11 protein-coding genes and 1 tRNA gene are annotated in these 13,596 nt (G+C 62.7%); 5 read left to right on the top strand and 7 right to left on the bottom strand.

The window, feature by feature from the left end:
- Nucleotide 1: 1 nt before the first annotated feature.
- The 4 genes from coxB (at nt 2) to BLT09_RS09380 (ending at nt 4,435) form a co-directional block, all read left to right on the top strand.
- Nucleotides 2-826 (top strand): cytochrome c oxidase subunit II, encoded by an 825-nt coding sequence (gene coxB, locus BLT09_RS09365; RefSeq protein WP_091592347.1) that lies wholly within the window; start codon nt 2-4, stop codon nt 824-826.
- The gene (locus tag BLT09_RS09370) at nt 823-2,397 is read left to right on the top strand and encodes a cytochrome c oxidase subunit I (protein WP_091592349.1); all 1,575 of its coding nucleotides are present in this window, start codon (nt 823-825) and stop codon (nt 2,395-2,397) included. Before coxB ends, BLT09_RS09370 begins: the two co-directional genes overlap by 4 nt.
- Nucleotides 2,394-3,200, top strand: a complete 807-nt coding sequence (locus BLT09_RS09375) for a cytochrome c oxidase subunit 3 (protein ID WP_091592351.1) — start codon at nt 2,394-2,396, stop codon at nt 3,198-3,200. Before BLT09_RS09370 ends, BLT09_RS09375 begins: the two co-directional genes overlap by 4 nt.
- An 800-nt stretch (nt 3,201-4,000) precedes the next feature.
- Nucleotides 4,001-4,435 carry an FKBP-type peptidyl-prolyl cis-trans isomerase gene (locus tag BLT09_RS09380; protein ID WP_077381007.1) on the top strand — a complete coding sequence of 145 codons (435 nt, stop codon included), beginning with the start codon at nt 4,001-4,003 and terminating at the stop codon, nt 4,433-4,435.
- A 660-nt stretch (nt 4,436-5,095) separates the two neighbouring features.
- Here BLT09_RS09380 and BLT09_RS09385 read toward each other — a convergent pair.
- The 7 genes from BLT09_RS09385 to BLT09_RS09415 all read right to left on the bottom strand — a co-directional run bounded on the left by BLT09_RS09385 (nt 5,096) and on the right by BLT09_RS09415 (nt 13,139).
- Entirely contained in the window at nt 5,096-6,229 is a 1,134-nt protein-coding gene (locus BLT09_RS09385; protein ID WP_167366380.1) for an adenylate/guanylate cyclase domain-containing protein, read from the bottom strand.
- A gap of 356 nt (nt 6,230-6,585) precedes the next feature.
- Nucleotides 6,586-7,566: an ABC transporter permease gene (locus BLT09_RS09390; protein ID WP_091592356.1), complete on the bottom strand. Its 981-nt coding sequence runs from the start codon at nt 7,564-7,566 to the stop codon at nt 6,586-6,588.
- 280 nt (nt 7,567-7,846) lie between these two features.
- Complete coding sequence (locus BLT09_RS09395) at nt 7,847-8,815, bottom strand: ABC transporter permease (protein WP_091592357.1); 969 nt, start codon at nt 8,813-8,815, stop codon at nt 7,847-7,849.
- Nucleotides 8,812-10,350 (bottom strand): sugar ABC transporter ATP-binding protein, encoded by a 1,539-nt coding sequence (locus BLT09_RS09400; RefSeq protein WP_091592359.1) that lies wholly within the window; start codon nt 10,348-10,350, stop codon nt 8,812-8,814. Before BLT09_RS09400 ends, BLT09_RS09395 begins: the two co-directional genes overlap by 4 nt.
- Before the next feature lie 202 nt (nt 10,351-10,552).
- Entirely contained in the window at nt 10,553-11,587 is a 1,035-nt protein-coding gene (locus BLT09_RS09405; RefSeq protein WP_091592362.1) for an ABC transporter substrate-binding protein, read from the bottom strand.
- 46 nt (nt 11,588-11,633) lie between these two features.
- On the bottom strand, nt 11,634-12,548 hold the full coding sequence (locus BLT09_RS09410; RefSeq protein ID WP_091592363.1) for a sugar phosphate isomerase/epimerase family protein: 915 nt from the start codon (nt 12,546-12,548) through the stop codon (nt 11,634-11,636).
- A gap of 515 nt (nt 12,549-13,063) precedes the next feature.
- Nucleotides 13,064-13,139: transfer RNA gene (locus BLT09_RS09415), tRNA-Ala, on the bottom strand.
- A gap of 161 nt (nt 13,140-13,300) precedes the next feature.
- Here BLT09_RS09415 and BLT09_RS09420 point away from each other — a divergent pair.
- Nucleotides 13,301-13,591 carry a YggT family protein gene (locus tag BLT09_RS09420; RefSeq protein WP_023800489.1) on the top strand — a complete coding sequence of 97 codons (291 nt, stop codon included), beginning with the start codon at nt 13,301-13,303 and terminating at the stop codon, nt 13,589-13,591.
- The last annotated feature ends 5 nt before the right edge of the window (nt 13,592-13,596 follow it).

Below are 13,596 nucleotides of genomic sequence, written 5' to 3' on the forward strand. Positions count from 1 at the left end.
CATGCGCGGGCGGGGCACTGTTTTCCTCGGTTTTGTCTCCGCAATGATGCTCGACGCACGGCACGGCTTGGCGCAGGCGCCGGCGAACTGGCAGACAAGTTTCGGCGTCTCAGCCTCGGAGACGAAGGAGCGGATCGTTGCGCTGCACGACCACATATTGCTGATCGGCGTCTGCATCGTCGCGCTCGTCGCCATGCTGATCGGTTTCGCGCTCTTGCGCTTCCGGGCGAGCCGGCACCCCACGGCGTCAAAAGTCACGCGCATGCCCTGGCTGGAATTCGGCTGGACTATCGCGCCGGTGCTGGTGCTGGGCGCGATCGCCGCGCCGTCGCTCCAGCTGCTCGCCTATGAGAGCGATATTCCCGACGCACAGTTGACGATAAAGGCCAGCGGCCATCAGTGGTTCTGGCGTTATTCCTATCCCGACAATGGCGGCTTCGCATACGATTCCATCATGTTGCCGCCGGCCTCCGTTCCGGCCGGTGAACCGCGTCTGCTAGCGGTCGACAATCGCATGGTTGTCCCGGTCGGCGCTGTCGTGCGCATACAGGTGACATCGTCGGACGTCGTGCACTCCTTCTTCATGCCGGCACTGGGCCTACAGATTTACGCCATGCCCGGGCGCCTCAACGAAACCTGGACACGCGTCGAGAAGCCGGGCGTCTATTACGGGCAGTGCAACCAGATCTGCGGTCTGAATCACTCCTTCATGCCGATCGCGATCGAGGCCATGGCGCAGCCTGATTTCGACGCCTGGGTGCGGGACGCTGCAACGCGATATCCGGTGGTCAGCGCCGCGACTATATCAGCGCAGGTGGCGAAATGAGCGCCACCGAACATAGGCGCGAGTGCCGGTCGATTGCGGCTTGGCTGTTCACCACCGACCATAAGGCGATCGGCACGCTTTATCTCGGATTCGCGATCATGGCGGGGACGCTGGGCGGCGCGATCTCGGGCTACATGCGGCTCGAACTGGCGCAGCCGGGCATGGACTATGTCGTTAACGGCCAGTCCTGGAACGCGCTGATCACCGCGCATGGCCTGATCATGATCTTCTACATGGTGATGCCGGCGTTGATCGGCGGCTTCGGCAACTGGTTCGTCCCGCTGATGATTGGTGCGCGCGACATGGCCTTTCCGGGACTGAACAGTCTCGGCTTCTGGTTGCTGCCGCTGTCCTTGATCATGCTGATCGGGTCGCTGCTGGTCGGCGACGGAACGGGTACCGGCTGGAGCCTCTATCCGCCGCTGTCGGGCATAGACGGCCAGCCCGGACCATCGGTCGACATGACGATCCTCGCGCTGCACTTGGCCGGCATTTCTTCCGTGATCAGCGCGATCAATTTCGTCACTACCATCCTCAACATGCGCGAGGATCGCTTGCCGCTGTTCGGCATGCCGCTGTTCGTTTGGTCGATCCTGATTTCGTCGCTCATGCTGCTTCTCGCCATGCCGGTGCTGGCTGCCGCGCTGGCGATGCTGCTTGCCGACCGCAATTTCGGCGGCGCCTTTTTCGATCCAGCCGGCGGCGGAGACCCGATGCTGTTCATGAACCTCTTCTGGTTCTTCGGCCATCCGGAGGTCTACATCATGATCCTGCCGGCCTTCGGCATCATCAGTCAGATCGTCTCGCGGTTCTCAGGTCGCCCGATTTTCGGTTATCCCGGCATGGTGCTGGCGATGGCATCAATTGCGGCGCTGGGTTTCATCGTCTGGGCGCACCATATGTTCACCGTCGGTGGCGGCTTCGCGCCGCGTGCCTTCTTCACGCTGGCCTCGATGGTGATCGCGGTGCCGACCGGCATCAAGGTGTTCGCCTGGATTGCCACTATGTGGGGCGGTTCGATCCGCCTCACCGTGCCGATGCTGTGGGCGCTGGGCTTCATCATCATGTTCACGGTCGGCGGCACGACGGGGATCGTGCTTGCCAATGCCGGCGCGGATCAAGTGCTGCACAACACCTACTACGTCGTCGCGCATTTCCACTATGTGCTGAGCCTCGGCGCGACCTATGCGATCTTCGCCGGCTTCTATTACTGGTTTCCGCGCATGACTGGACGCATGTTCCCGGAGTGGGTTGGACGGCTGCATTTCTGGTGCTTCTTCATCGGCACCAACGTTCTGTTTTTCCCGATGCATTTCCTCGGACTGGCAGGAATGCCACGGCGCATCGCGGATTATCCGGACGGTTTCTTGGGCTGGAATATGATTGCGTCGCTCGGCGCTGTGCTCGCGCTCGCCTCCACGCTGCTGTTCCTGGTGATGCTTGCGGTCTCGCTGCGGCGTGGCGCGCTGGCCCCGCGCGATGTGTGGGGTCCGGCTTTCACGCATGAATGGGATGACGATCCCGAGATGGCGCGTCCGCGCGGCACGGCGGGCGCGGAGGCAGGCGCGTGAGCAAGACTGTCACCGAGGTCGGCGGCACGGATGGCCGATGGCCTGTCGCGATTGCCGTCTCGCTGTTCCTGCTAGCGTGCGCCGGTCTCGCGCTCTTCCACCCGTCGCTGTTCGGCACGCTGGCAGGCAGCATCGCGGTACTCGGTCCGCTCGTGATCGCGGTGGGGCTTCTGCCATTGTTCATCGCTCTGACAGCGTGGTCGCGGGCGACGAGTGGTGAGCGTGCGAATGGTCCGCAAAACACCTTTGGCCCGAGGATCGCGATCATCGCCTTAATCGCGTCCGAGGTAGCGTTCTTCGCCGCCTTGTTCGCCGCCTACCTACGATACGCGATCTATCCGGAGGTCGCGGGGTTCAGCTCATGGCCACCTACGCCGATGCGCCCCGACGACCCTTGGGGCGGCCCGCTTCTCAACACAGTGATCCTCGTCGCGTCGGGGGTCTGCGTCGCAGCGGCGCACGACTGGCTTCTGAAAGAGCGATGGCAGCTTTCGGCTATCGGGCTTACCGTGGCGATCGCGCTCGGCGGCGTGTTCGTCGGCCTTCAGCTTCGGGAATTCAGCCTCGCCTCGGTGGGATTCCGCGATGGTGTCTATCCCTCGATCTTCTTCCTTACGACTGGCTTCCACGGCCTGCACGTCGTTATCGGCATCTTGTTGCTGTCGATCGCCGCATATCGGGTGATCCGCGCGCGCTCAGCCGGCGGCGCCGGCTTCATCCCGACGGCGGCATCCTGGTACTGGCATTTTGTCGATGCGGTGTGGCTTCTGCTGTTCGCCGTCTTCTACGCCTGGGCCAGCTAGGAGCGTGCCGACGCGACGTCGACTAGCATCGGCATTGCCGAAACATATCTGGGAGCCGGCTGAGGGCGGGCCTTCGCGGTTCAAAGTTGCATAGAAGCAAACTCGAAAGCACCCAGAAGAGCTGCCTCTGGCGGAAGTGATCTTACTCCATAGTCGATCAGTTTCCTGCAGGATCAAGTAGTGTAGTGGCTCCCCTCCTCGATCATCAATCGACCAAGCATATCTCAAGCTGTAGTTGCAAAAGAATTGCGGCCGTGGTTTTGCCTAAAGGCAAGTTGCGTTTCAGGATGAGGGCCGCAATGGCAGAGCGTCATTCAATTGATCACGAACTTGCCGTAAAGGCGGTGGCGTCTTCCGTGCACGATGCCATAGCGACTCGCCATGGCTTGCGCGGCTGGAACACGAGCCAGGTGATCGGCGACGGCGCCGGGCGATCCTAATGCCGAGGAGGCGGAGCAGGGGAGCTTGGCTGTTGAAGGTTGATGCGCTTGGGCGAAAGCTGACGTCGCTCAACATCAGCAAACGCCAAAAACCGCGGGGTGGGTGGCCGATCAGAGTCTTCGCAATCTCTGTCGCCACGACATGCTCGAAAATGCGCGCCCCAGATCCTTGGCGAACAGATCCCAGTCCGCCTCCGCGACCTGTCTTTACGCAGGTGGCTCAATCGGCATTGTGGGTTTACATCGGCAGCCAGGCCCCTAGTTTTAGAGTTTCGCGCCGCGCACCTTAGTGCGTGGATGATCGAAAACGGGACCGTGAACTCTGGCCGGTCCCTCAAAAAATCCCAAAGGATGACTGCCATGACACAGGCCAAGAATGGCGACACCGTGCGCATCAATTATACTGGACGTCTAGCCGACGGCACTCAATTCGATTCTTCCGGCAGCGAACCGCTGCAATTCAAGCTCGGTGAAGGGCAAGTGATCCCCGGCCTTGAGACCCATGTCGAGGGCATGGAGGTAGGCGCGAAAAGCACCGTCACCGTTCCCGCCGACGCCGCCTATGGTCCCCACCGCCCCGAAGCGGTCATGACCGTCGACCGCGCCAGGGTGCCGGACAACATCAACGTCGATATCGGTACTCGATTGCAGGCCAGAACCCCCGAAGGGCGCCCCATGCAGGTGACGGTCGTCGGCGTCGACGACGCCAGCGTCAAGCTCGACGGCAATCATCCGCTGGCCGGAAAGGATCTGGTGTTCGACGTTGAACTGGTCGAGATCGTTCAGGCGGCGTAGGGTATCCATGCGGCCAAGGCCGTGGTGGCTATGATTTCGGGTGACGGACTTCCGCCGGAGGTTTCGGCGGTTTGTGCCACCTGCCGCCCTGCTTTCCGCGCTTAGGCGATCGCCAAAACCGTGCCGACATTCGTAAGGTTCGACACTGCATCTAATGCGACTTTCCGGCCACGAGTCGCTCAGTGGATGTCAGTGGCCAGCCTTCGAATTTCTCGTTCCCGGAATGCACAGGTAGCGCCACGAGCTGTCGTCGATGCCCAGCACGCGGACGTCATTTATGGGGTCAACACCGATCATCGCACGAAGCCGAGGCGAGCTAGTACACCGGATCCTCAATCCGATCGACTAGCTCACGTATCTCCTTTCGGAGTTCCGGGAGCCGAAACTAGAAGCCGCCACCGACGAGGAGCTGCGCGCCTTTATCGAGTGCCGGAGCAGAGTCTCGGCTGTGGACGTTTGTCAATCGGCGTCGGGTCTCCGCGCCGATCGGCACGATAAGCCGTTGAAATCTCAGTGGCAGGTGGGTCACACTGCGGCGCCGGTTCACAGCCTGAGCGCTACAATGAAGCTTGGGGAGTTGTGAAGGAGTATCCGCATGACCGGGCTGCCGGCGGAATCGCTCGACATACCGCATTCCGCCCCAGCCGCGTTTACTTGTCTCTAACCGAGAAAGCCGCTGAGCAGTCGGTTGCATTCGGTGACGAATTTTTCGCTTGGCATGCGGCCATCCGCATCGCGCGAAAACTCCGGCTTCAGCCGGTTAAGGAAGAACATTTCAAGCCTGCGACCGTGCTTGGTCTCGACGACGCCACGCGGCTCCAGTTCGAATAACGTCTTGACATTCCCGGCCACCGTCTCCGAAACATTGACCCGTCCGGGAGCGCCATTCGCTTCCATGAGCGCAGCCGTGTTGACCGCATCGCCCCAGATATCGAAGGTGAACTTCCGCCGGCCGACGACGCCCGATATGACCGACCCAGTATGGATTCCGACACGCAACTCCAGTGCCGGCAACCGCATCTTCTCGCGCTGCGCCTTCATGCGCGCCGTGACGGCGTGGATTTCCAGCGCCGCGAGGCAGGCATCGATCGGGTGCCGGCGATTGGCCGTAGGCACGCCGGCAACGGCCATGTAAGCATCGCCGATCGTCTTTATCTTTTCCAGCCCATGGCGCGTTACGATCTCGTCAAAAGCTGTGAAATATTGGTCCAGGAGCCCGATGAGCGCGGCTGGCTCCATGCGTTCGGCCAACAGGGTAAAACCCTTGAAGTCCGCAAACAGGATCGTCGCCGATGGCTCATATTTCGGCTGCACCTTGCCGCTCTTTTTGAGCTCGTCGGCAACTGACACTGGAAGGATGTTGATGAGCAGCTCTTCGGTACGCGCCTTCTCTGCGACCAAGTCCACATGCGCGTGGTCCAGCTCTTTCAGTGCCTGGTCGAACTCGATGAGTTTGCGGCGCAGCTCCAATTGGGCCAGCACCTGGCGCGAAAGGCGGCGTAGTGCCTCACCCTGTTCAAAGGTCAGATGACGCGGCACGAAATCCATCACGCAAAGTGTCCCCAACGCATAACCTGCTTCGGTCACAAGCGGAATGCCGCAATAGAATTTGAAGTGCGGTTCGCCCGTAACAAAGGGGATTTGATTGAATCGGGCATCCATGAGCAGATCGGGCGCTACGACCATCTCGGTGCCGCAAACAGTCGTTGCGCAGAATGCGATTTCGCGCGGACACTGGTTAAAGTTCGGCGGAAGACCGTACTTGGCCTTTAGCCAGAGGCGGTCGTCGTCCATTAAGCTGACATAGGCTACGGGGCAATGGCAAATCTGCGCAGCCAGTTCGCCAATGTCGTCATAAGCGATCTCCGGCGCGGTATCGAGAATATTGAGCGCGCGAACCGCGACAAGCCGCTCCGCCTCGTTGGCGGGCGTTGAGTATGGCATCACAGTGCCTCGGTCAGAATTGGGGCTGCCTAGCCCGTGCGTGGTTATAGTCGCATGCCCGGAGGATATCAAATTCCGGGATCGAGGCTAGCTCGCCATGCTGATTGTCCGCGAATGACCCCTCACCACACTTGTTACCGACCTCCGCCTTGGCCATCGCCGATGTCCGGTCCGGGTCAAAAGCAGCTGCTCGCGTCAGCCCTCTTCTACCGATCCTCAATAATCCTCAAATAAGCCGCCGTGACGAACAGCACGATCAGCCCGAACAGTATCCGCCGCGCGCCTTCGGGCATGTGCAGGATGGTCAGCAGGGTCGTCAGCACGGTGAGGATCAGCGCCCCGATGATGGTGCCGGTGTAGCCGCCGCGGCCGCCGAAGATCGAGGTTCCGCCGATCACTGCGGCTGCCACCGAAGGCAGCACCAGCGGTTCGGCCAGCGACAGCGACGGCGCCTTGATCAGGCCGATGTAGAGCAGCCCGGTGATGCCGGCGAGCACGCTCGAGATGACGTAGAGCGCTGATATGACCTGCCAGTAGCGGACGCCGGACAGGCGTGCCGCCCCTTCATTGTCGCCGACCGCGTAAAGAAGGCGGCCAAAGCCGGTGCGGTTCAAGGTGAAGACGATGAGGACGGCGATCGGCACGAACAGCAGCAGCGCATTGGGCACGCCATAGGTGAGGCCGGTGCCGAGCCAGGCCAGGAAGGGCGGTATCTTGGCGCCCGAAGCGATGACTGTGCGCTGATAGACCTGCAGGCAGCCGGTGCCGATCAGGCTGGTGCCGAGCGTCATGATCAGCGGGTGCACGCGAAAGACGCCGACGCCGATGCCGTTGACCAGGCCGATCAGCACCGCCGGCACCAAGGCGATCAGGATTGCCACCGCCGGGTCATGATTGACGACCTGCGTCGCCATGATGAAAGCGCTCATCGTCGCCACGGTTCCGACCGACAGGTCGATGCCGCCGGTCAGCATGGTCATGGTCTGGCAGCCGGCAAGAATTGCCAGCGGGATGGCGAACTTGACCGTGTTGGCAAGCCACCGCTCGTTGACGATGCCGGGGCGCAGGATCTGCAGCACCACCACCAGGATGACCAGCAGGATGATCAGCGGGATCAGCGGCCGGTCGGCCATGAAGCGCTTGAGGCGGCGGCCGAAGGGGACCGGTTGGATCGCGGTTGTGCTCATGGGGTTGCTCGCGATTGGGGTGGCGCGATGTTGGTGCGCTTGCCGGGAGATGGCGCTCTACGGCGCCCCCCTCTGTCCTGCCGGACATCTCCCCCACAGGTGGGGAGATTGGCAGCTTCGGCGCCTCGCTCATTCTTGCAACGTCGACAATTGGCGAAAGCCGTCGCGCCGTCCGATCTCCCCCCAAGTGGGGGAGATGCCAAGTGGTGGCAAAGAGGGCAGGACAGAGGGGGGCGCCGTAGAGCGCCATCTCCGTAAACCAGCCTTACGCCATTGCTCATCATTGCCGCCCCCTCATGGTAATAAACGCGCCGAACATGACGACGGCTACCATGATCGCGCCCTCGATGATTGCGGTGACGTTGGGATCGATGGCCAGCAGCGTCAGGTCGGTGCGCACCAGCCGCAGCACGAAGACGGCGACGATCGGGCCGAGCAGGCCGCCCTTGCCGCCGCCCAATGCAACGCCGCCGAGCACGACCGCCGCCACGCTGGCCAGAAGATAGGGGCCGGGAATGGGGGCGCCGATGCCTGTGCTCATGGTCAGCGCCAGCCCGCCCATGGCAGCGAAAAGCCCCGACAGGGCATAGGCGATGATTTTGGTGCGCGCGACCGGCACGCCGCTGCGAAATGCGGCGAGCTCGCTGCTGCCGATGGCGTAGATCGACAGGCCGAGTTTTGAGCGCTTGAGTGGTATCCAGATGACGCACAGGCAGACGACCAGCAGCACCAGCGCCTTCGGTATCCAGGCAGAGATTTCTGGCAAGCCCGGGATCGAGACGGTGCCGACGATGGTCGCCCTTAGCCATTCGGCCACCGCGCCGCCGGGCGCGCCGAGCACCAGCAGCGCCGCGCCCTGCAGGACGAACAGGGTGGCCAGCGTGACGACGATATCGGGCACGCGAGTGACGACGATCAGCATGCCGTTGACGGCGCCCAGCACCAGCCCCATCGCCAGCACGAACGGAACGACAAAAAGCGCGTATTCCTCGCTGGCGCCGTCCATCATCGAGGCGGCGGTGACGCTGGTCAGCGCCATCATCGCGCCGACGGAAAGATCGATGCCGCCGGCGATGACGACAATCGTCTGGGCGGCCACGGCAAAGGCGTAAGGCAGCACCGCGCGCACCAGCGAGCCGAAATCGCCGCTGCCATAGCCCGGCTGGATGAGCCTGGTGATCACCAGCAGGACCACGAAGAGGACAAGCAGACCGGCGACCCAGCCCTGACGGCGGACGAGGCGGGTCAAGGTTTCGCCACCGGGCTCGAGTGGATATCGGCAAGAATGCCGACGTCCACCTTGGCGCCGCGCGGCAAACCGTAGGCGGCGCGCATCAGCGCCGGCTCGTCGGCGAGTTCGACGGGGAAGACGTCGACGACGCGCCCCCCAAAGATGACGATGACGCGATCGCAGACACGCTGCACCTCCTCGAGCTCCGATGTATAGAACAGCACCGACTTGCCCTGGTCGGCGAGTTCGCGCAGCAGCTTGTAGATTTCCTGCTTGGTGCCGACATCGATGCCGCGCGTCGGGTCGAAGCAGAGGATGGTCTGTGCCTCGGCTGCGATCCAGCGGGCGATCGTCACCTTCTGCTGGTTGCCGCCGGACAGGCGCTGCACCTCGCGCTGGGCGCGGGTGTCGATCTGCAGCCGCTCGATCGCACTGACGACCCTTGAGCGTTCCTGCGCCATGCTGATCGGCCCCCAGTTGCGCAAGGCGGCGCTGAACGGCAGCGCGATGTTTTCGCGCACCGAGCGCTGCATGGTCAGCGCTTCGGTGCGGTCGCCGGGCACATAGGCAATGCCGGCGCGGATCGCATCCGCCGGATGCGCGAATTTCACCGGCTTTCCGTCGACTTCGATGGTGCCGCCGGACGGGCGGATGGAGCCGGCAAGCGCGGCGAAGAGCTCGTCCTGGCCTTGCCCCTCGAGCGCGACCACACCCGCGACCTCGCCGTTCACCAGATCGAACGACACATCGTTGAGCTTGCTGCCGACACGAAGGTTCGCCACGCCGAGGCGCGGACGGCTATCCCCAGGCGAAGCGACCTGGCTCGCCTGGCGCGCCGCCACGCGCGTTTTCTCGATCTTTGCGCCGAGCATCATCTCGACGATGCGCTCCTCGACGCCCGGCTCGATGTCGACGACGCCGACAGTCTCGCCGTCGCGAAGCACGGTGGCGCGATCGCAAAGCGCCGATATCTCGACAAAACGGTGAGAAATGAAGATCACCGAACGGCCGCTGTCGCCCTGGCGGCGAACGACCTCAAGCACCTTTTCGGCAAGGTTAGCCGGCAATGCTGCGGTCATCTCGTCGAGCAGCAGAACGTCGGGCTCGACCGCCAGCGCCCGCGCCAGATCGAGCACGCGCAGCACGGCAAGCGGGATGTCGCGCGCGGTGTCGCGTATGTCGAGGTCGGGAATGCCGAGTTCGCGCACCCAGGCGCGGAACGGCTCGACCGGCGTGTCGGTCAGGCGAAGGTTGGAGGCGACGTCGAGATCGGGGATCAGCGACGGTTCCTGGTAAACCGGAAGCAGGCCGGCGCGGCGCGCATCGGCGGGCGAGCGCACGTCGCGCGTCTCGCCGCGGATCAGGATATGCCCGGCATCGGCGCGGATGGCGCCGGTCAGGATTTTGACCAGCGTCGATTTGCCGGCGCCGTTGGCGCCCATCAGCGCGTGAACCTCACCCGGCAGAACCGACAGCGACGCGTTGCGCAGCGCCACCACTGCGCCGTAAGTCTTGACGACGCCGGTGGCGTCCAGGAGAGGGTTGGTGGTCAAAATCGCGTTGCTCTCGTTGCAAGTTGTCTAAAATGGCGATCCTGCCTTCTCCCCTTGTGGGAGAAGGTGGCCTCGCGAAGCGAGGTCGGATGAGAGGTGTTCCAGGGAACACCAACGTCTCTCCAGCACCCCTCATCCGTCTCGGCGCTGCGCGCCGATCCACCTTCTCCCACAAGGGGAGAAGGCAGAAGCGCGGCAGCGATTACTCGCCAGGGCCCTTGCAGGCGATGATCTGCTCCTTGGTGTAGGTGGTCCATTCCGGAATGGAGATCGAGACCGGCCATTCCGGGCTCAGCGACGGATCGGCGACGCCCTTCAGCTTGGCCTTGCCCTCTTCGGTGGCGTTCTCCCACAGCTGCGGCTCGACGAGAACGGTCTGCTCCGCCGGCTTCTTGCCGTTCAGGATCTGCAGGGCCAGGGTCACGCCAGCGCCGCCGATCGAACCAGGATTGGTCACCGCCGCGCCGACAAGGCCTTCGACCGAGTTCAGCTGGCCGACGAAGCCGGCATTGTCGGCGCCGACCACCGGCACCAGCGGCGTCTGCGACTCGACCAGCGCATCGACGATCACATTGTCGATGCCCGAGGTCCAGATGCCGTTGAACGGCGATCCGGTGGCGATGAAGTCGAGGATCTGCTGCTTGCCCTGGTCCTGCTGCCAGCCGGTGAAGACCTCATGCACGACCTTGACGTCGGGGAATTCGGCAAGCGCCTTCTTAAAACCCTTGTCGCGGTCGCTGTCGGCCGAGGCGCCGGCGGCGCCGCGCATGTAGACAACGTCGCCCTTGCCGCCGATCTGCTGGAACAGCCATTTGGCGCCGAGATAGGCGTACTGTTCCTGGTTGTTGGAAATGATGTAGGCCGAAGGCTCGGTGACCGCCTGGTCGACGGCGACGACGACGATGCCGGCCTTGGTGGCTTCCTCGAGCGCTGACTTGATGCCGGCGGGATCGGCCGGGTTGACGACGATGGCGTTGACCTTGGCGCTGATCAGGTTGCGGATGTCCTCGAGCTGGCCGGCGGCGTCGGTGTTGCGATGGGCGATGTTGAGCTTGGTGACCTCGCCGGAGGCAAGCGCCTGCGCCTTGATGGCGCAGATCATCTCCTCGCGCCAGCCATTGCCCTGCACCGTGTTGGAGACGCCGATCGTGTATTTGGCTTCAGCGGACGAGACGCCCGCCGAAGCCAGAAACGCCGCGCCGGCAAGCAGCGGGATCATTGCCAGATATTTTTTCATTTCAGTCTTCCTCCACCTTGTTTTTCAGTTCAGTTCGAAAAGGGGTTCATTTCACGAAGGGGCGCAGCATGTCGCGGGCGAGCAGAAAGCCGCGCTTGACGTCGTCGTCGCTTCCCTCAAAGCGCCGGTCCTCGTGTTCGATGATGATGGCTCCGTCGTAGCCGGCGCGGTAGAGGCCGGAGAAGATCACATTCCAGTCGACATCGCCAAGCCCCGGCATGCGCGGCACCTGCCAGCCCATGCCGGCCGAGAGGATACCTCGCTCGTAAAGCCCATCATGATCGATCATCAGGTCCTTGGCATGGACATGCAGCATGTACGGGCCGAATTCCCTGATGAAGCGGGCCTGGTCGATCATCTGCCAGACCAGATGCGACGGGTCGAAGTTCATGCCGACGTCGCCGCCCCATGCCTCGAGGATGCGGCGCCAGATATAGGGCGAATAGGCGATGTTGTGGCCGCCCGGCCATTCGTCGTAGCTGAAGATCATCGGGCAGTTCTCAAAAGCCAGCTTGACGCCGTTGTCGCGCGCATGGGCGATGATATCGGGCCACAGTTTGAGTGCCTCTTGCCAGTTGGCGTCGATGGTTTTTGAGGCGTCGCCGCCGCAGAAGGTGTTGACGACAGGCACGCCCATATGGCTCGCCAGCACGATCACCTTCTTCAAATGATCGACGACGGCCTTGCGGTGGGCGGCATCGGGATGCAGCGGATTGGGATAAAAGCCGAGGCCGGAGATCGACAGGTTCTCTTCCGCCAGTGCGGCGGCGATTTCCTTGGCCTGCGAGGCCGAGGTCGAGGCGGCGTCGATATGGCTGGTGCCGGCATAGCGCCGGGCTGCGCCTGAGGATTTCGGCCAGCAGGCGATCTCCAGCGCCTCGAAGCCGGCAGAACTTGCCCAGTCGGCGACCTCGCCAAGCGGGGTGTCGGCAAACGGTGCGGTGAGCAATCCGAGCTTCATGTGGCCCTCCCGTGGTTCACGACCGGCCTACTATGCCGATTGTGCAGGCCGCTTCAACCGTGTCGCCGCCGGCAATGCGCAAACCTGTCTGACGAATGCCATCGGATCGTCGCAGAGCAGGCCATCGTGAGCGGCTGTGACAGCCGTGCGGAACGGCTGGATTTAGTTAGGCGTCTGACAACAGCAGGACTTCCCTTGGCTGGGCGCCAGCCCACTCCGGCAACGACCAGATTAGCTCTTGTGGGGCGCTTTCGGCCGAGCTAATTGTGGGTTGGGCTTAGGGGTTTGAAGTGACTGACATCATCACATTCGTGGTTGCTGGCGCGTGGGCGGCAGTTGGATTTGGCGTGATCTGGTACGTCAGAACGAGACCGCCTATCCCTGAAGGTCACGAGGACCCCGATCTGAGGGAATGGCTTGATGGCCAGGTTTAAGCCCCAAGCTCAAAGCCCGCCAGAGCGCGTTCGGGGTGCCGGTACAGCTATCTTCTTGATTTTACTGAGGTAAAAATCCGCTGGTGGAGCTGAGGAGGATCGAACTCCTGACCTCGTCATTGCGAACGACGCGCTCTCCCAGCTGAGCTACAGCCCCGTCCAGCGGAATGGGCGCATTTATCGGGCGCGGCGGTTTCCTGTCAAGACGGCGTTTTGCCCAAAAGCTGGGCGGCCAGCCACCGGCCTGCCGTGCCGCGAAGCTGGCTCTTGCCGCCTCCGCCTGCAATGGCTACATGTCGGCAACAATCGGAGACCGGCATGATAGCCCTCATTCAGACCATTGTCCTGGCGCTTGACATTTATTGGTGGATCATCATCGCTTCGGCGATTTTCTCCTGGCTCTACGCCTTCAACGTCGTCAACTCGCGCAACCAGTTCGTCGATAGCGTCAGCAACATGCTGTTCCGGCTGACCGAGCCGGCGCTGCGGCCGATCCGCCGCTTCCTGCCCGACCTCGGCGGCATCGATATTTCGCCGATCATCCTGCTTCTGATCCTGTTCTTCCTGCGGCAGTTCCTGCTCACCACGGTGGCGCCGCTGGTCGTCTGACGGCG

Origin of the sequence: Mesorhizobium muleiense, assembly GCF_900099905.1 — a bacterium.
GTDB lineage: Bacteria > Pseudomonadota > Alphaproteobacteria > Rhizobiales > Rhizobiaceae > Mesorhizobium > Mesorhizobium muleiense.